Annotated in this window: 16 protein-coding genes; 9 read left to right on the top strand and 7 right to left on the bottom strand. The window is 73.3% G+C overall.

Annotation, left to right across the window (positions count from 1 at the left end; all coding sequences use genetic code 11):
- Nucleotides 1-330: 330 nt before the first annotated feature.
- The 4 genes from IO40_RS0102615 (at nt 331) to gntA (ending at nt 3721) form a co-directional block, all read left to right on the top strand.
- Entirely contained in the window at nt 331-828 is a 498-nt protein-coding gene (locus IO40_RS0102615) for a SigE family RNA polymerase sigma factor (RefSeq protein WP_031174783.1), read from the top strand.
- On the top strand, nt 821-1222 hold the full coding sequence (locus IO40_RS0102620) for a hypothetical protein (protein WP_033228342.1): 402 nt from the start codon (nt 821-823) through the stop codon (nt 1220-1222). Before IO40_RS0102615 ends, IO40_RS0102620 begins: the two co-directional genes overlap by 8 nt.
- A gap of 253 nt (nt 1223-1475) precedes the next feature.
- Entirely contained in the window at nt 1476-2753 is a 1278-nt protein-coding gene (locus IO40_RS0102625) for a mannosyltransferase family protein (RefSeq protein ID WP_031174785.1), read from the top strand.
- Nucleotides 2754-2986: 233 nt separating this feature from the next.
- On the top strand, nt 2987-3721 hold the full coding sequence (gene gntA / locus IO40_RS0102630) for a guanitoxin biosynthesis heme-dependent pre-guanitoxin N-hydroxylase GntA (RefSeq protein WP_031174786.1): 735 nt from the start codon (nt 2987-2989) through the stop codon (nt 3719-3721).
- Nucleotides 3722-3798: 77 nt separating this feature from the next.
- Here gntA and IO40_RS0102635 read toward each other — a convergent pair whose 3' ends face one another.
- The 5 genes from IO40_RS0102635 to IO40_RS0102655 all read right to left on the bottom strand — a co-directional run bounded on the left by IO40_RS0102635 (nt 3799) and on the right by IO40_RS0102655 (nt 8883).
- Nucleotides 3799-5256, bottom strand: a complete 1458-nt coding sequence (locus IO40_RS0102635; protein ID WP_106967394.1) for an MFS transporter — start codon at nt 5254-5256, stop codon at nt 3799-3801.
- Between the two features lie 284 nt (nt 5257-5540).
- Nucleotides 5541-5954 (bottom strand): peptide-methionine (R)-S-oxide reductase MsrB, encoded by a 414-nt coding sequence (msrB, locus tag IO40_RS0102640; RefSeq protein ID WP_016470510.1) that lies wholly within the window; start codon nt 5952-5954, stop codon nt 5541-5543.
- A 35-nt stretch (nt 5955-5989) separates the two neighbouring features.
- Complete coding sequence (murC, locus tag IO40_RS0102645) at nt 5990-7399, bottom strand: UDP-N-acetylmuramate--L-alanine ligase (RefSeq protein ID WP_031025320.1); 1410 nt, start codon at nt 7397-7399, stop codon at nt 5990-5992.
- A gap of 142 nt (nt 7400-7541) precedes the next feature.
- Nucleotides 7542-8012: a hypothetical protein gene (locus IO40_RS0102650; protein ID WP_016470508.1), complete on the bottom strand. Its 471-nt coding sequence runs from the start codon at nt 8010-8012 to the stop codon at nt 7542-7544.
- A gap of 79 nt (nt 8013-8091) precedes the next feature.
- Nucleotides 8092-8883 (bottom strand): pyrimidine reductase family protein, encoded by a 792-nt coding sequence (locus IO40_RS0102655; protein WP_030405778.1) that lies wholly within the window; start codon nt 8881-8883, stop codon nt 8092-8094.
- Between the two features lie 64 nt (nt 8884-8947).
- On the opposite strand from IO40_RS0102655, the gene zapE reads away from it, so the two are divergent.
- Entirely contained in the window at nt 8948-10060 is a 1113-nt protein-coding gene (gene zapE, locus IO40_RS0102660) for a cell division protein ZapE (RefSeq protein ID WP_031174787.1), read from the top strand.
- A 146-nt stretch (nt 10061-10206) separates the two neighbouring features.
- Nucleotides 10207-11592, top strand: coding sequence for an alkaline phosphatase PhoX (locus IO40_RS0102665; protein WP_030405776.1), 1386 nt, complete (start codon nt 10207-10209; stop codon nt 11590-11592).
- A gap of 34 nt (nt 11593-11626) precedes the next feature.
- Here IO40_RS0102665 and IO40_RS0102670 read toward each other — a convergent pair whose 3' ends face one another.
- Complete coding sequence (locus IO40_RS0102670; protein ID WP_016470504.1) at nt 11627-12304, bottom strand: hypothetical protein; 678 nt, start codon at nt 12302-12304, stop codon at nt 11627-11629.
- Nucleotides 12301-13404, bottom strand: coding sequence for an ATP-binding cassette domain-containing protein (locus IO40_RS39740; RefSeq protein ID WP_106967391.1), 1104 nt, complete (start codon nt 13402-13404; stop codon nt 12301-12303). The genes IO40_RS0102670 and IO40_RS39740 overlap by 4 nt, the downstream gene beginning before the upstream one ends.
- Nucleotides 13405-13436: 32 nt before the next feature.
- Here IO40_RS39740 and IO40_RS0102680 point away from each other — a divergent pair, with 32 nt between their 5' ends.
- The 3 genes from IO40_RS0102680 (at nt 13437) to IO40_RS0102690 (ending at nt 17928) form a co-directional block, all read left to right on the top strand.
- Nucleotides 13437-14171: an aminoacyl-tRNA hydrolase gene (locus tag IO40_RS0102680; RefSeq protein ID WP_031025324.1), complete on the top strand. Its 735-nt coding sequence runs from the start codon at nt 13437-13439 to the stop codon at nt 14169-14171.
- A gap of 102 nt (nt 14172-14273) precedes the next feature.
- Nucleotides 14274-16412, top strand: coding sequence for a hypothetical protein (locus IO40_RS0102685; RefSeq protein ID WP_041968410.1), 2139 nt, complete (start codon nt 14274-14276; stop codon nt 16410-16412).
- A 4-nt stretch (nt 16413-16416) separates the two neighbouring features.
- Entirely contained in the window at nt 16417-17928 is a 1512-nt protein-coding gene (locus tag IO40_RS0102690; RefSeq protein WP_016470500.1) for an ABC transporter substrate-binding protein, read from the top strand.
- The last annotated feature ends 41 nt before the right edge of the window (nt 17929-17969 follow it).

Genomic DNA, 17969 nt, shown 5'->3' on the forward strand with positions numbered 1-17969 from the left:
CCGGCTTCTTCACGCCCGTCCGGGCTCGCCGCAGCCCCATGACCCCGCGCCCGCGGTTGGGGAACGAGGCCCCGGGCAGACGTCCTCGCGTGCATGCCCCCCGCGCGGGTGCCGGCCGGGCTCTTCGGCAGGATGGGCACACGCGGCGTCATGACCAGGCGCCCCGCACTCGTCCGGACGGTCTCGCAGGTCTCCGCACAGGCCGGTGCGACGTCCGTCCGTCACGCCCGGCACTGTGAGGAGCCTCACGGTGATTCCTCGTCCGAGGCGTCGACCGGATGTCCCGCGTCAGGCGTATGCCGAGTGAAGCGAAAGATCCGGGAGTGGCAGTTGACCGTCGAGGAGTTCGAAGAGTTCTACGCCCAGACGGTCGCGCGGCTCACGGGGCAGTTGTTCGTGATGCTCGGCGACCTGCACGAGGCGCAGGACGTGGTGCAGGAAGCATTCATCAGAGGGTGGAGCCGGCGGCAGCAGCTCGACCGTGACGGCCGGCCCGAGGCGTGGATCCGCACCGTCGCCTGGCGGCTGGCGGTGAGCCGGTGGCGGTTTCGCCGGCGTTCCGCGGACGCCTGGTCCCGCAGCGGGGTCCCACCGCATGTGGAGGGACCCGGCCCCGAACAGGTGGCGCTCATCGAGGCGTTGCGCGCGCTGCCGGCCCGGCAGCGCCGCTCGATGGCCCTGCACTACGTGTGCGACCTGACCGTCGAGCAGATCGCCCAGGAGACCGGGTTGTCGCCCAGCACCGTCAAAACGCATCTGACGCGCGGCCGGATCGCGCTCGCCCACCGTCTGCACGAGCCGCGCCACGAGGAGGCTCCCGGTGCCTGAGTCCCAGGACCCGCTGCGGTCCCTGTTCCAGCAAGCGGCCGAGGCGGGGCGCAGACAGGCGGCCCCCGCACCGCCGTCGGACATCACCGCACGCGGACGGCGGGCGCACCGGCGCCATGTCGCCCTCGTGGTGGCGGCGGGTCTGACACTGGCCGGGGGCGGCATCGCCGCGGTCACGCTCCTGCCGGGCGAGCCGGACCCCGCCGTGCCGGCCACCACGCCTTCCCCCGACCGGTCGTCCGCCGTCCAGCCGACCCGGCCGCCCTCGTCCGGCGCCACGACCGCGCCGGCGACCAGCCCGCCCCCGCAGGCGCCCACGACCGTGCCGCCGTCGCGGACCGCCGGCTCCCCGGAGAGCAGCACGACGGCTCCCCCCTCCTCACCCGGGCGGTAGGCGGCGCGCCGCGTCCGCCCGCCGGACGCGGACGTCCGCCGCCCGCCGCCCCGAAGCCCCACCCGTCCGCCCTGTTCCCCCTTCCCGCCTTCGGACCTCACCCCTCCCGTCGTGTTCCTCCCGCCCCGCCCACCGCTCATGCCCGCCGGCCCCGTTGCCCTCCCGGGCCCCGCCCGGGCGCCGCCGCGCCCCGCCCCGTCTGCTCCGTCCCCGCACATCCGCACACCCCCCACACCCCCAAGGAGTCCCCTCCATGCCGGTCCTCCAGCCCAGTCGGCGGAAGCGCGACCCGGGACCGTCGCCGCACCCCGCCGAACGGCACCCGGACTCCCCGCAGACCGCACCGGAGGACGAGCCCGGTGCGCGCAGCTCACCGGCGGCTCTCCCGCAACGCCTGCTGCGGAGACTGCGCCCCGCCGACCGTGAGGTGCTGTGGCTGTACCTGCTGACCCGCGCGGGCATCTGGATCACCGCCTACTGCACCCGGTGGCTCTTCCCCGACGACGGTGACACCCGCTCCCCCGCACCGCTGCTCGCTCCCTTCCTGCACTGGGACTCGGTGCGGTACCTCTACATAGCCCGCGACGGCTACTTCCCCGGGCAGGCCGGGCCCTGGCGCGGCGACTGGGACAACCGTGAGGCGTTCTTCCCCGGATTCCCGCTCCTGCTGCGCGCGGTCCACGCCCTGGTGCCAGACTGGACGCTGGCCGGGCTGCTGATCTCCTTCGTCGCGGGCGCCGTCGCCGTCGTGGCGCTGGCCCGGATCGCCGAGTGGTACCTGCCGGGAACCCGGGCCGGGGGACGAACCGTCCTGTTCTTCCTGCTGTCCCCCAGCGCGATCTTCCTGGCCGCCGGCTACACCGAAGCCCTCTTCCTGGCCTTCGCCCTGCCCGCCTGGCTGGCCGCCCTGCGCCGCAACTGGCAGGCGGCGGCCGTGCTGACCGCGCTGGCCACGACCGTACGAGTCAGCGGCCTCTTCCTGGCCGCCGCCGTCGGTCTGCACTTCCTGCTGACCGTGCGGGAGCACCGGAGATGGCGGGCGCTGCCCTGGCTGGTACTGCCCGCCCTGCCCGTCGCCGTCTACCACCTGTTCCTGAGGGTCCACACCGGTGACTGGATGGCCTGGAAGCACGCCCAGGAACGCGGCTGGTACCGCGACTTCCACACCCCGTGGGAGGCCTGGGCCAACACCTGGCGCGGCGCCTTCGGCCACTCCCAGACGACCGGCTACGCCTTCATGTTCCAGGCGGAACTGGCCGCCATGGCCGTCGGGTTGCTCCTGCTCGGTCTGCTGCTGTGGCGGCGCCGCTGGCCCGAGGCCGCCTGCATCGGCCTGAGCCTGTGGGCCCTGGGCACCTCCTACTGGTACATGTCCATCCCCCGCGCCATGCTCCTGTGGTGGCCGCTGTGGATCGCACTGGCCGCGGTGAGCCTGCGCAGACCGTGGGCCAAGAGCGCCTACCTGTGTCTCGTCGGGCCGCTGACCACCGTCTTCGCCCTCACGTTCCTGACGGGACGCTGGGCCGGCTGACGGCCGGGGAGCGCCCCGCTTCGACGGACGGCCCCGGCGCGGGGGCAGGTGTGAGGAATTCGTCGTGCCGAACATCCCGTGCCGGATTCCGCTGATCGACTGTTGACCGTCACAATCACCGGGCGACCATCCCCGTTTCTCCCTGCTGCCTGGTCCTGCCCGGACGCACGGAGGGGAGGGCCGCTGTCGGATGCACGAAGGAGATGATCTCCCGTCGAGGAGGAGGCACGTAGTTGGAAGCAAGGCTGGCCGTGACGGCTGACGCGCGTCGCGAGGTCGAGGAGTTCATCCTGGGAGACCGGTTCTCCTGCCTGGCGGGACGTTCCGCCTGGCGCCGGGGCGGCATCACCCACCGCCATTACGACCGGCTCGGTGACGCCGATTCCGCCCGGCTGCTGGCATGGGACCTCGCGGAGTTCGTGGCGTCGGCCGACTGGAGCGCCCGCACGTTCACCAGCTTCATCGCGACGTTCGAGCAGCCTCGCGGAGTGGACGAGCTGCGGTTCGAGGAACTCCTGTGGCAGCATCTGCAACTGCTGCACGACCACGACGCCGAGTCCCATCCCTGGGCGGAGGGCCGCTCCGCCGATCCGCAGTCGGAGGACTTCGCCTACAGCGTGGCCGGCCACGCCTTCTTCGTGATCGGGCTCCATGAGACGCACCGCCGGTGGGGCCGCCGGCCGCCGTTCCCGATGCTGGCCTTCAACTCCCACGAACAGTTCGCCCGGATCAAGGCGGCCGGGATGTGGGACCGGCTGGCGGAGAAGATCCGCAAGCAGGACATCAAGCTCCAGGGCGACATCAACCCGAACCTGTACGAGTACGAGAAGCTCTCCGAGGCCCGCCGTTACTCGGGCCGTCCCAAGCCGGCGGACTGGCAGTGTCCGTTCGCGGCCCGTGCGTCCGCAGCCGCCGGTGCGGACGCGGCCGGTGAGCGGGACCGGGAGCTGACCGCCTCCGGAGCCTGAGCACGGCGCCCGGTGCCGTGGGCCCCGCCGGACGGGGGCCACGGCACCGGCGCGGCCCGGTCACCGGGCCGGGCGGGTCAGGACACCGCCTCCCGGCGGGCCGGGCCGCCGTCCTCAGCCGCGCCGCGGGCCCCGACGGCACCGCCGGGGCGGGTGGCCGTACCGGGGCCGCCGCGCTGCACCAGGTGCGGGTCCTCCGCGAACTCGGCCGGGCCCCGCCGGGAGGCGGCTGACGACGGCAGGAACGCGGCGATCAGCAGTCCCAGGAGTGCGGCGCCGGCAGCGATGAGGAACGCGGTGCGGAACCCGTCCAGGTTGGGCACCCGGGTGTGGCCCAGCGGGCTGGTCATCCGGGCGAGGACGACACCGACGACCGCGCTGGAGGTGGAGGTGCCGATGGAGCGCATCAGGGTGTTGAGCCCGTTGGCGGCGCCCGATTCGGACGGGTCGACGGCGCCGAGGATCAGGGCCGGCATCGCGGAGTAGGCGATCCCGATGCCCACCCCGATCAGCACCGACAGCAGCACCGTCTGCCACACGGCGCTCAGCAGCACCGTGCCCAGCAGATAGGAGGCGGCCAGGATCACCAGGCCCGTCATCAGCGACACCTTGGGGCCGCGGGCCTCGGACAGCCGCGCCGAGAGGGAGGAGACCAGCATCATCGCGATGCCCATCGGTGCCACGCACAGCCCGGAGACGACCATGGACTGGCCGAGCCCGTACCCGGTGGCGGCGGGCAGCTGCAGCACCTGGGGCAGGACCAGGGTGAGCGCGTAGAAGGCCAGCCCCACCATGATCGACGCCAGGTTGGTGAGCAGCACCTGGCGGCGGGCCGTCGTCCGCAGGTCCACCAGCGGGTCGGCGATCCGCAGTTCCAGCAGCCCCCACAGCAGGAAGATCACCACGGCGGCTGCGAGCAGCCCGAGCACACGGGCGCTGCCCCAGCCCCAGTCGGCGCCCTTGGAGATGGGCAGCAGCAGCGCCACCAGCCCGGCCGAGAGGCCCAGCGTGCCCAGGACGTCGAAGCGGCCCGGCGTCCGCAGCGACGACTCGGGCACCAGGAAGAACACCAGCGCCATGGCCACCACGCCGATGCCGGCCGCGCCGAAGAACAGCACGTGCCAGTCGGTGTACTGGGCGACCCATGCGGCCAGCGGCATGCCGAGCGCGCCGCCCACCCCGAGGGACGAGCTCATGAACGCCATGGCCGAGCCCAGCCGTTCGGGCGGCAGCTCGTCCCGCATGATGCTGATGCCCAGCGGGATGGCCCCCATGGCGAACCCCTGCACGGCCCGGCCGATCACCATCGGCACCAGGGCGGAGGTGAAACCGCAGATCAGCGAGCCCAGCACCATCAGCCCCAGGCTCAGCAGCGCGATCCGCCGCTTGCCGTACAGATCACCGAGCCGGCCCATGATGGGCGTGGCCACGGCGCCCGACAGCAGCGTCGAGGTGATCACCCAGGAGGCGTTGGACGTCGATGTGTCCAGCAGCGAGGGCAGTTGGGCGACGACCGGCACGATGAGGGTCTGCATGACGGCGACCGAGATCCCCCCGAACGCCAGCACCGGGACGAGCCAGCGCCCGTCCCCTCCCCCACGGCCCCGCCCCGCCCGTATACCGGCCTCGGCCTGTGCTCCCACACTTTCCGCCACGCGTCGACCCCGCCCTTTCTCTCTGTTCATCTGTCAACTGCCACCGCACGAGGCACCGTTCGATGCCTACGGCTACCATTCGCGTGCAGCGTACAAATGAACACGGGAGGGCCGTCTCGTATTTCGCTCGGGGAGACGAAGCAGATCGTGCGCCCCGGCGCGCGTCAGTCCGCGTCCTGCCGCGGCACCAGACGCAGCGAGACGGAGTTGATGCAGTAGCGCTGGTCGGTGGGCGTGGGGTAGCCCTCGCCCTCGAAGACGTGCCCCAGGTGGGAGCCGCAGCGGGCGCAGCGGACCTCGGTGCGCACCATGCCCAGCGAGCGGTCGGTCAGCAGCTCCACGGCCTCGGAGCGGGCCGGGTCGTAGAAGCTGGGCCACCCGCAGTGCGAGGCGAACTTCGTCTCCGAGCGGAACAGCTCCGCGCCGCACGCCCGGCACTCGTAGACACCCGTGGTCTCCGTGTCGGTGTACTCACCGGTGAACGGGCGCTCCGTACCGGCCTCGCGCAGCACGTGGTACTCCTCGGGCGACAGCTCCGCGCGCCACTGCTCCTCGGTCTTGTCGATCTCGTACGCCATCTCGGCTCGCTCCTCAGCGCTCGTTCCGTGCGGGGTCAGTCGGCGAGCCGGGCGAGGATCTTGGGGCCCAGCTCCGTGACGTCCCCCGCGCCCATGGTGAGAACGAGATCACCCGGCTCCGCCATTCCCACGACGGCGTCCACAGCCTCGTCCGGGGTGCCCATGGCCCGCACGGCGGCCCCCGCGGCCTGTGCGGCGTCGGTGATCAGCGCGCTGGTCACCCCCGGGATCGGGTCCTCGCGCGCCGGGTAGATCGGCAGCACGACCGATCCGTCGGCCAGGGCCAGCGCCTCCCCCATCTCCTTGCCGAGTTCCTGGGTGCGGCTGAACAGATGCGGCTGGAAGACCACCAGCACCCGGCCCTCGCCCGCGCCGCCGCGGATCGCCTCCAGATCGGCGGTCATCTCGGTGGGGTGGTGCGCGTACGAGTCGATCACCTGGACGCCCCGGGTGAGCCCCTTGAGCTGGAGGCGCCGCTTGACACCCGTGTAGGAGGCCAGCGCCCGTCCCAGATCCGCCGCCGGCACGCCCAGGGCCGCGCCCGCCGTCAGGGCGGCCACCGCGTTGAGGGCGTAGTGGTTGCCGGGCACCGACACGTCGAAGGTCAGCTCCTCGCCGTCCAGGACGACGACGACCTCGCTGGCCAGCCCCTTCGGTGTGATCCGCACAACCCGCACGTCGGCGTCCGCGGCCTGCCCGTACGTACGGATCCGCAGGTCGCGCCCGGCCGCCCGCAGCCGCCGCGTCAGCTCCCGGGCGCCGTCGTGGTCGGCGGAGATCACCAGCGTGCCACCCTCGGCCACGCGCCCGGCGAAGATCTCGAAGGACTCGTAGATCTCCTCGATGGAGGCGTAGTTGGCGTGGTGGTCCAGCTCGACGTTGAGGACGATGGCGACCTCGGGCCGGTACTTGTGGAAGCTGCGGTCGCTCTCGTCGGCCTCCGCGACGAAGATCTCCCCGGTGCCCTGGTGCGCGTTGGAGCCGGGCCCCTCCAGATCGCCGCCGATCGCGTACGAGGGGTCGAGCCCCAGGTCCGCGAGGCTGACGGCCAGCATCGAGGTCGTGGTGGTCTTGCCGTGCGTCCCGGCCACCGCCAACGGCCGCAGGCCCTCCATCAGGGCGGCCAGCGCGTCCGCTCGGTGCAGCACCGGCAGCCCCCGCCGCCGCGCCTCGGCCAGCTCCGGGTTGTCCTCCCGGATCGCGCTGGAGACGACCACGGCCGTCGCGTCGGGCGCGAGGTGGCCGGCGGCGTGGCCGATGTGGACCGTCACCCCGAAGCCGCGCAGCGCGTCCGCGGTGGCGGACTCACGGGCGTCGCTGCCCGCGACGCGCGCGCCGCGTACGGCCAGGATCTTCGCGATCCCGGACATCCCCGCGCCACCGATCCCGACGAAGTGCGGCCTCTCCATGGCGGAGGGAAGGGAGGGTGTGGCGGCAGCGGTCATACGGAAACTCCTGGCTAGCACCTTGAGGGGACGCGCCAAGCCTATGCGGTCGCCACGGCGGCCCGGCGCGGCACACCACCGCACCCGCCGAAACCGGGCGGGGCGCCGCCGGCGGTCTTTGCCCCGCCCGGCTCCGGCCGGCTCACTCCTCGTTGTGCGCGAACAGTTTCAGCACCGGGACGCCCACCTTGTGGCGGGCCCGGGAGGCCCAGTCGCGGTGGAAGAACTCCTCCACCAGGTGCGGTGCGGTCAGCACGATGACCTCATCCGCGCGGGTCTGCTCGGTGACGGACTTGAGCACGTCGAGGGGGTGCGAGTCGACGATCTGTCCGACCGCGTCGCAGCCGGCGTCTCTGAGCCGCTTCAAGGACAGCTCCAGGGACTGCTCGGCGGCCCCGACGGCCTCGGCGCCCTCGGGCTCCTCGTCCTCGTGCACGACCTGTTCCAGTTCACCGAGGGCCACATCGTCCAGTGCGCGCAGCAGCCGGTCCTGGTCGCCGCGCGGTTGCAGGAGGACGACGAAGGAGACGGGCTCCTCACCGTGCAGCGTGGTCACCATCTCCACATCGGTGGGGACCAGTGGCTTCTCGATCATCAACACTGTCGTGATCACGACGGGCGCCCCTTCTTCGTCAAAAACGAAAGACCGTTGTGCTTGTCAGTCTGCCCAGCCATACAAAAAGCGGAACCTCTCATTCCGCTACGGCCTGTGACCGACGGTAACGCGTGAAGAGGAACCCGTCCTCCTCCAGCACCCCGTCGAGCACGTACTCGTCCGGGTCCGGCAGGACAGGACCGTTCATGATCCGCGGGGCTGATCCCGCGACGATCCGCGGGGAGATCGACAGGCACAGCTCGTCGAGTACCCCCGCACCGGCGAATTCCCCCAACAAAGTCGGACCGCCCTCCGTCAGCTGCCGCCGCAGCCCCCGCCGCGCGAGCAGCCCCGGCACCAGCGCCGGGTCCACCGCGCTCCCCTCGCCCGCGAACAGGACCTCCACGCCCGCCTCCCGCGCCCGGGCGACCCGGTCCTCGGGCGCACCCCGGCCGGTGACCAGCAGCGTCGGCACGACCGGCTCGGTGAACAGGGGCAGCGAGAAATCCAGCTCCAGCCCGGCACTGACGACGGCGACGGCCGGCACCGGCGCCTGCCCCTGCGCGGCCCGGCGGCCGGCGAATCCGGACCGCCGCTTCGCCGGGCCGTACCCCTCCTGCCGCACGGTCTGCGCACCGACGACCACCACGTCCGCCAGCGCCCGCAGCACCCCGAAGATCCACATGTCGGTCCTGGACGACAGCGGCTGCGACCGGCCGCCGTGGTGGACGGCGCCGTCCAGCGAGGCGACCATGTTGCCGCGCAGCCACCAGCCCGCCTCGTCGGAGCCCTCGCCCACCGGCGGGTAGGCGTACTCCTCGGCGAGCTCCTCGGTGCTCCACTCGGGAGCGGGACCGGGCACGGCAGTCGAAGGGAACAGGCGTCGCATAGGGCGCAGTGTGGCACGGCGCACCCCTGGCGTACCGCGCACCGCCGGACGCGGGACGACTAGCATGACAATCGTGTCAACGACCGAAGCGCGCATATCCGAGACCGGCACCGGCGGCCCCGGCGAGCCCCCCACGGCACTCACCGCCCGCGAGCCGCACGTGCCGGCCGAACAACTGGTGGCCGAGATGGTGCCGCCTCCCCGCTTCGACGGGGTGCGCTTCGACACCTACATCCCCGACCCGGCGCAGCCGAGCCAGTCGGAGGCCGTACAGGTGCTCAGCGCCTTCGCCGGAGGACTGGGCGGCGCCCGCGGCGGCGACGGCCGCCGCCGCTGGTTCCGGCGCGAGCCCAAGCGGACGGCCGCCCCGGGCGGTCCGCGCGGCGTGTACCTGGACGGCGGTTACGGCGTCGGCAAGACCCACCTGCTCGCCTCGCTGTGGCACGCGGCCCCGGCCACGCCCGACCGCAAGGCGTTCGGCACCTTCGTGGAGCTGACGAACCTGGTGGGCGCGCTCGGCTTCCAGCAGACCGTCCGCACGCTCAGCGGCCACCAGCTGCTGTGCATCGACGAGTTCGAGCTCGACGACCCGGGCGACACGGTGCTGGTCTCCAGCCTGCTGGCGAAGCTCGTGGAGAGCGGCGTCGCGCTGGCGGCGACGTCCAACACGCTCCCCGGCAAGCTGGGCGAGGGCCGGTTCGCCGCGGCCGACTTCCTGCGCGAGATCCAGGGCCTGTCCGCACACTTCCGCACCCTGCGGATTGACGGCGAGGACTACCGCCACCGGGGCCTGCCCAAGGCTCCCGAACCGTACGGGGACGAAGAGGTCGAGCGGGTGGCACACCGGGTGCCGGGCGCCTCCCTCGACGGCTTCCCCGCGCTGCTGCGGCACCTCTCCCGCGTCCACCCCAGCCGGTACGGCGCGCTGGTCGAGGGCGTCGAGGCCGTGTGCCTGACGGGCGTGGCTCCGGTGCCCGACCAGGCCACGGCGCTGCGCCTGGTGGTGCTGGCCGACCGGCTCTACGACCGGGAGGTGCCCGTCGTCGCCTCCGGGGTGCCGTTCGACGCGCTGTTCAGCCAGGAGATGCTGGAGGGCGGCTACCGCAAGAAGTACTTCCGGGCGATCTCACGGCTGACGGCACTGGCCCGGGACGGCCGGGAGATGACCGCCTCCTGACGCCGGCGGGCAGGTCACGGCCGGTCCCACCGGCCGGCCCGCCCGCCGCACCGCCTCCCTCCGTTCACGTCAGGAACGTAGGCACGCACTGGTGCACGTGGTACACACTCTCGGGTCACCTGTCCGCCAACAGGGGAGAGTGCACGATGCCCACGACACGACGTCAAGCACTGGCAAGAACCGGAGCCGTTGGGGCGGCAGTCGCCTTCAGCGGCGCACTCTCGGAATTGTTCACCGGGACCGCCGCGGCCCAGGCCACCGGCGGAAGAGCGGGCTACGGCGCGCTCGTCCCCGACCCCGACGGGCTGCTCGACCTGCCCCGCGGCTTCCGCTACAAGGTCCTCTCCCGCGAGGGCGACCCCCTCCGCTCCGGGGAGGGCAAGGTCCCCAGCAACTGCGACGGCATGGCCGCCTTCCCCGCGGCCCGCACAGGCCACGGCCGGGGCCGCACCTGGCTGGTGCGCAACCACGAGAACCGGAAGAAGTCGCGGGTCCCGGTCCCCACCGTCAAGGGGCTGACCTACGACCCGGCGGGCGAGGGCGGCTGCACCCTCCTCGAACTCGACGGCGACAACGACGTGCTGACCGAACGCGTCGGCATCGCCGGCACCTCCACCAACTGCGCGGGCGGCCCCAGCCTCTGGGGCACCTGGCTCACCTGCGAGGAGACCGAGTACAAGGCGGGCGAGCAGGGCTACACCAAGGACCACGGCTACATCTTCGAGGTCGGCTTCGACCGCCGCCGGCCCACCTCCGTCGAGCCGTTGACGGCCATGGGCCGCTTCCAGCACGAGGCGGTCGCCTTCGATCCCCGTACCGGCGTCGTCTACGAGACGGAGGACGCCTTCGACAAGCCGTTCGGCCTCTTCTACCGGTTCCTGCCCCGCAAGCCCAAGGGCGGCCCCGGCTCGCTGCACGCGGGCGGGACACTGGAGGCCATGCGGGTGCCCGGCGTGGCAGATCTGTCGTCCGTCACCGAGACCGGCACGTCCTTCGACGGCATCGAATGGGTGAAGGTCCCCGACCCGCTCGCCCGGCAGACCCCCATCCGCTTCCAGGACTTCGGCAAGGGCGGCATCACCCACGCGCAGAAACTGGAGGGCTGCTACTGGGGCGGCACCAGCGTCTACTTCGTCTCCAGCTACGCGCGCAGCGAGGAGGGCTCGCAGCGCGACCACTTCGGCCAGGTCTGGCGGTACGACCCGCGGCGGCGGCGCCTGACCCTCGTCGTCGTCTTCGGCCCGGACACCGACGTACGGCTGCCCGGTGAGGAGCCTGACAACATCTGTCTGGCCCCCGGCGGCGGTCTGATGGTGTGCGAGGACGGCGACGGCGCCCAGCACGTCTTCGGCCTCACCCGTCACGGCACCGTCTACCCGATGGCACGCGGCGCCCAGAACATCGGTACGCCCGAGGAGCCCGAGTGGGGCGAGTTCGCGGGCGTCACCTTCGCCCCGGACGGCCGCACCATGTACGTCAACTGCTACACCCCCGGCACCACGTTCGCGGTGACCGGTCCCTGGAGACACTGACCACCGGGCCCGCCCCCGCGGGGGCGGGCCCGCCTCACGGACGGCGCCCGGCCACGGCGCAGGCCACGGCAGCCGCGAGCGCCGCGACGGCGACGGCCCCCAGCACCGGCACCCACGGCAGCGGAACCGCGCCCTCGGCGGAGGCGCGGGACAGCTCACCGACGGCCGCGTTGGCGGGCGAGGCGCCCAGTGCCAGCGCGGGCAGCGTCAACAGCGAGGTGGCGGCCACGGCGATGCCCCGCGAACGGATCAGCGGACGGTTGCACAGCATGCCGACTGCCGCTCCCACCAGGACACACGCCAGCACCCCGCACAGTCCCGCCGCCACCGCCGGAGCGACGGGCACCGCGCGCCGGCCGTCGGTGCTGTGCGGGTCGCCGACGAAGGCGACCAGCGCGACCGCCGGAAGGCCGAAGCCCAGCGCGGTGACGACACCGGCCGCCACGGCCGCGAGGTGGGCGCGGGCCGCGCCGGTCACGGCCGCGGCGCAGTGCCGGGCCGCGTCGGGTTCGGCCGTCACACAGATCCGCACCAGCCAGGCCGTCGCGGGCAGCAGCACGGCCGCGGCGAGGCCGAGCGAGTCCAGCAGCGGCCGGCCGGCCCCCAGTCCGACCGCCAGCAGCCCGGCGTACAGCAGCAGCGGGGCGAGCCACCGCTGGGAGCGGAGCAGCATCGCCAGCTGATAGCGCGTCAGCGCGAAGGTGGCCCTCATCGGTTCTCACCCTCCTCCCGTACCGCACGGATGTGCCACCCGCTCTCCGGCGGGCCCGCGTCGAGCAGGACCCGCAGCACCTCGTCCGACCGGGTGTGGGGCACGGTCAGGAAGAGGTCTCCCCCCGGCGTGAGACGCCAGCGCACGTCCTGCGGCAATCCGGCTGGAACCCGGGCACCGGGCGCCCCCAGCGCTTCGATGCGCGTCAGCCCGCCCTGCCGCACACCCCCACCGACCGGCCCGGCGGCCCCGACCGGCCCGGCGGCCCCGGCAGACGCGTCCGGCGCAGGGGGAGCTGCGGGCCCCGCAGACGCAACGGGCACGGCGATCCCTGCGGGGTCCGCGGCCCCGGCGGGTGCGACGGACCCGGCAGGCGTGGAGGCTTCCGCAGGCGTGGCAGCCCCGAAAGACATGGAGGCTCCCACAGACGTGGCGGACCCGGCAGACCCGGACGGGACCGGAGGCCCCGCCGGGACAGCGGGTGCCGTGGAGTCCGGCGGCGTCACTCGCAGGACCGTCGTGCAGGCGTCCGCGAGACGGGAGGGGTCGTGGTCGACGAAGACGACGGCGCCGCCCGCCGCCGTCCGTTCCCGCACCACGTCGTCGAGGACGGCACGGGCGGGCCGGTCGAGGCCCGTCCACGCCTCGTCCAGCACCAGCAGTCCGGGCGGGCCCAGCAGGGCCTGGGCGACCGCGACCTTCTGGCTGCTCCCCTTGGACAGCTCCCGCATCCGGGTATCGGCGTACCCGTCCGCGCCGAAGCGCTCCAGCCAGCGCGCCCCCTGCCGGGCGGCCTCCCGGGGGCGCAGTCCGCGTATGCGGCCCAGGTGGGTGAGGTAGTCCAGCGCGGTCAGCGGCAGCGAGGCGGGGAAGCGTTCGGGGACGTAGCCGCGGGCCGGGGGCCGCCCGCGGACCCGGCCCGCGCTGGGCGCGTCGACACCGGCGATCAGCCGCAGCAGCGTCGACTTGCCCCCGCCGTTCCCTCCGGCCACCCGCACCAGCGTGCCGGCGCGTATCTCCAGGTCCACCCCGCGCACCGCCCAGGGCCCGCCCGCCCGGTAGCGGCGCCCCACGTTCTCCAGCCGCACAGCCCAGCTCATGGGACGACGCTAGCCGCTGGCAGACTGAACAGGTGACCAATTCCGCCTCTCCCTCCCCCGCCACCCCACCGGCCCCCGGACAGCAGCCCGAGCAGGAACCGGACCGTTTCGTCCTGCCCCTGGTGGTCCGCGTCGAGCGGACCGCTCCGCCTTCGCGGACCGACGCGCTGGAGACGGCCGCCCGCGCTGTGCTCGTACTGCTGTCCGACCCGCGGACCGCCGCGGAGGACGGCGTGTGGCACAAACGGGTGCGGCTGTGGGAGGAGCGGGGCATCCGCAAGGTGGTGCGGCGGGCGCGCGGCGCCGAGTGGCGGCGCACCGAGCCGCTGGAGGGCATCACCGTCGCGGGGCGGGCGACCGAGGTCCGGGTGTTCCCGCCGGTCCCCCTCGACGGCTGGCCCCGGGACCTGGCCAGGCTCCAGGTCTCCGGCACCGAACTGGCCGAGACCGAGCCGGTGGCCGCACCGGAGCCCGGCGCACCCGTGCTGTGGCTCAACCCCGAGCTGGAGATGTCCGCGGGCAAGGCGATGGCACAGGCCGGGCACGGCGCCCAGCTGGCCTGGTGGGCGCTGGACGAGGCCGCGCGCGCCGCCTGGCACGAGGCGGGCTTCCCCCTCGCCGTACGCCCGGCCCGTGACGCGGCGCACTGGGCGGCGCTGACCACCTCCGGCCTACCCGTCGTACGGGACGCCGGGTTCACGGAGATCGCACCGGGATCGTGCACCGTGGTCGCCGAACACCCGGCGCTGCGTACAGCCAAAGACTGATTCGCCGCTCCTCCTCTGCCACTCGCACACGGATAGTGGCATTCTCCTCACAGGGCGCAAGGAACACGGGGCGGTGCCCTGGGGGGATCGGGGGTACAGGCGATGGCGCAGCAGACGGGCCGTACGGGTGTGCCCGGCCCCGAGGGCCCTGCCGGGCTGGTGCCGCTGGTCGGCGAGTGCCTGGAGCTGCCGGCGGATGCGGAGCGGCCCCTCATCGTGCTGCTGGGGCCGCACGGCGCGGGCGCCAGCGAGGCGCACGGTGCGCTGATGGCACGCTTCGGCACCGACCTGGCGCCGTTCGCGTATCTCAACTTCGGCTCCGAGCAGCCGCTGCGTCCCCGGTACGCGCTGGGGCTGATCGCCCGCCAGCTGGAGCGGAAACTCCCCCGCTACCGGGTCTCGCGCTTCCCCCGGCTGACGCTGGGCCTGCTGGCCTCGGACAGCGAACTGCGGGACATCGGCGACCTCAGCACGATCCCGCTGCGCGACCAGCGCCGGGAACTGCACCGCAGGCTCGGCCAGTTGGAGGACCGCGCCTTCCAGGCCAGGGGCGACTACCTGTCCGGCTTCGTCCAGGTGGCCGGGTCGGCGCTGGGTGTCCCGGCGGGCGTCCCCCCGGTGTTCGAGGAGATGGTGGGCGGCGCCGCCCGGGAGGGGGCCCGCATGGTGTCGGGGGTGCTCTCCCGGCACCGGTTCGCCGAGAGCGCCCGCTGGTACGGCGAGCACCGGCTGACCCGCGGCCCGAACCCCTGGGACGCGGTGATCGAGCTGAACCACTGGCGGCGCGGCTCGGCGGAGGACGAGGACAAGCTGGAGCGGATCCTGTTCGCCGCCTTCCTGGAGGATCTGCGGCGCAACGCGGAGCTGTCGTTCGCGCCGACGTCGTACCTGCTGCTGCTCGACAGCTGTCACACCGCCTACGGCCGCCGCTTCCTGACGCTGCTGCTGGCGGCGCGCGAGGAGCTGCGGCTGGCCGCCCGGCACACGGGCCTGCCCCGTCCGGCCACGGGGGACCCGCTCACCGTCGTGGCGAGCACCCACCGCTGGCTGGCGGACTGGGGGGCGCCCTCGGGGGAGTCGTGGGGCTGGGAGGTGCGCCCGCCCGACGGTGCGCGGCTGGCGGACTGGCGCGAGTGCCGGCCGCCCGGTGACGGCCGGTGGTGGTATCCGCTGCGGCTGCGCGACCTGACGCTGGACGAGGTGCGGGCCCGGCTGTCGGAGGAGCCGCGGCGCGACCCGTCGCTGGCGCCGTTCGTGCACCGGTTCACCTGCGGGCTGCCGCGCGCCGTGCGGCAGGTCCTGACGCTGCTCGACCAGGCGGACCTGCCGGCGGGCGGCGGGCACGCCCGGGAGCTGTGGCTGCGCCGGCTGCCCGACAGGACGCTGCCCGGCGCCTCGGTGCGGCGCAGGGGACGCACGGTGCCCGGCGCGGGCGGCGGTTCGGTGGCCGCCGCCCAAGGTGTCCCGCCGGACGACGCGGAGGAGAACACGTCGCTGGCCGAGGCGGCGCTGGATCTGCTGCTTGCGGGGTTCGACGACCGGCAGCGGGCGCTGCTGCGTACCTGTGCGGCCACACCCGATCTGCTGACCGGGTACGAGGTGTTCGGTGACGGTCCGGCCGCGCAAGGCGCCGAGTCCCCCGCCTCCCCGTTCGGCAAGGCGCACGCCGGGTTCCTCCTCGTCACGGCCCGCGAGGGGGGCCGTCTCGTGCTGCACCCGTGGCCCCGTCGGCTGCTGCTGTGGCAGTTGGCCGCACGGCCCGCCGAATGGGACGCGGCGCACCAGCGGCTGAGCGAGCACCACGCCGCGAGGGAGGAGCCGGTGCGGGCCATGTACCACCGGCTGGCCCTGCACCAGATCAACGCGGTCACCGCGTATCTGGTGCGGCGGCTGGAGGAGGTGGACACCCCGCGCTGGCTGGCGGAGTTCCGCACCGTGGCGGCGGCCCCGAACCGCATCCCGAAGGACAAGAGCTACCGCGATGTCCTGGGCCCGCTCACCCGCGGTGGTGCGGCGGAGCCGGCGAGCCGGCTGGAGGCGGCCGTACGCGGGCTGCTGGTGGCGCGCTGGCTGTGGGGCGATCCGCTGGCGGACCCCGAACGGGCGCTGGGTCCCACGCTGGCCGCCCGCCTCGAACGGCTCGCCGAGGAGCACCCCCGCAGCGACAGTCTGCGGCTGCTCAACGAGGCCGAGCGGTACCGCAACTGGATCCAACCCCAGACCTGCGCCGAGGAAGGGTGAAGGCGTGTTCCGGATCACCTGGCCGCTGCACATCGTCAAACGCGTCGTCGCCCTGGTGGCGGTCCTCGCCGTCCTCGGTGTCGCCGTGCCGCTCACCTACCACTGGTTCGACGAGCGGCGGTCGCGCTGCGCCGACGGTGTCGTCAAGAAGGACGTCAAGAACCACGCGGGCAAGCAGGAGTGCGTGGGCATCACGGACGGTTCGTTCGCGTTCGCGCCGCATCTGAAGGCGGTCACCGACCGGATCCGGGAGGAGAACAGGAAGGTGACCGACGGCAAGGCGCCGTGGGTCAGCGTCGCCTACATGACCACGTTCACCCTCACCGACGAGGACAGCAACTCCGACGAGTCGGTGCGGCACGAACTGGAGGGCGCCTATCTGGCGCAGTACCGGCACAACCGCGGGGACCTGCGGGGTTCCCCGAAGATCCGGCTGCTGATAGCCAACCCCGGCAGCCAGTCCGCGCACTGGCCGGATGTGGTGGGTGCGCTGGCGGACCGTACGGACGCGCCGGACCGGCTGGTGGCCGTCGCCGGCCTGGGCCCCAGCACGGAGCCGAACAAGCAGGCCCTGCGGACGCTGTCCCGGCACCGCATCGCGATGGTGGCCAGCACGATGACGGCGACGGACTTCAACGGCATCAAGCGTTTCGTCCGCGTGGCGCCGACCAACGCGGACGAGGCCCGCGCGGCGGCGGCCTATCTGCGGCGGGAGAAGTACCGTACGGCGGTGGTCGTGCAGGACATCGCCCGCAACAACCGCTACGCGAACACCCTTGGACCCGCCTTCGAGAAGGCGTTCACCAGCGCGGGCGGCGACCACCGCATCGTCACGGAGGAAGCCCTGACCTTCGATTCGTCGGCCAGCACCGGCTGGGAGAACGAACTGCGGCTGACCACGGGCCAGTTGTGCACCGCCAAGCCCCAGATCGTGTTCTTCGCCGGACGCGGCCGGCATCTCACCCACTTCCTCGACGCACTCGCCAACCGGACCTGCACCGGCCACAGGTTCCGCGTCGTCACCGGCGACGACACCACCAATCTGACCCCGCGCGAACTGGAGCGCGCCTACCGCACACAGGTCGAGGTCCTCTACACGGGGCTCGCCCACCCGGACATGTGGCAGGGCAGCGAGGCCGGACGGCGTGCGGTGTCCGCGGCGACGGCCCGCAAGTTCCGTGAGGGCGGACTGCTCGACCGCTGGTTCCCCCGGGACACCCGCGACGACGGGCAGGCCATCATGGCGCACGACGCCGTGCTGACGGCGGCCCGCGGCATCGGCATGGCCGCCCAGTGGGGCGGCGAGGTCACCGGAGACTCGGTGAGCCGGATGTTCCACAAGATGCACCTGGGCGAGCAGGTGCCCGGCGGCAGCGGCTTCCTGTCGTTCCGCAACAACGGCGACCCCTACAACAAGGCGGTGCCGATACTGCGGCTGACGGAGAAGAAACGAGCCGAATTCGTGGAGGTCTCCGCACCCCACGGCACTCCCCCGGGCCCCCGGCGAAAACGCTGAACCCGCGCGCGGGCGACCACGGCCGGCGCCTCACTGACCCG

The organism is Streptomyces albus subsp. albus (assembly GCF_000725885.1).
Classification (GTDB): domain Bacteria; phylum Actinomycetota; class Actinomycetes; order Streptomycetales; family Streptomycetaceae; genus Streptomyces; species Streptomyces albus.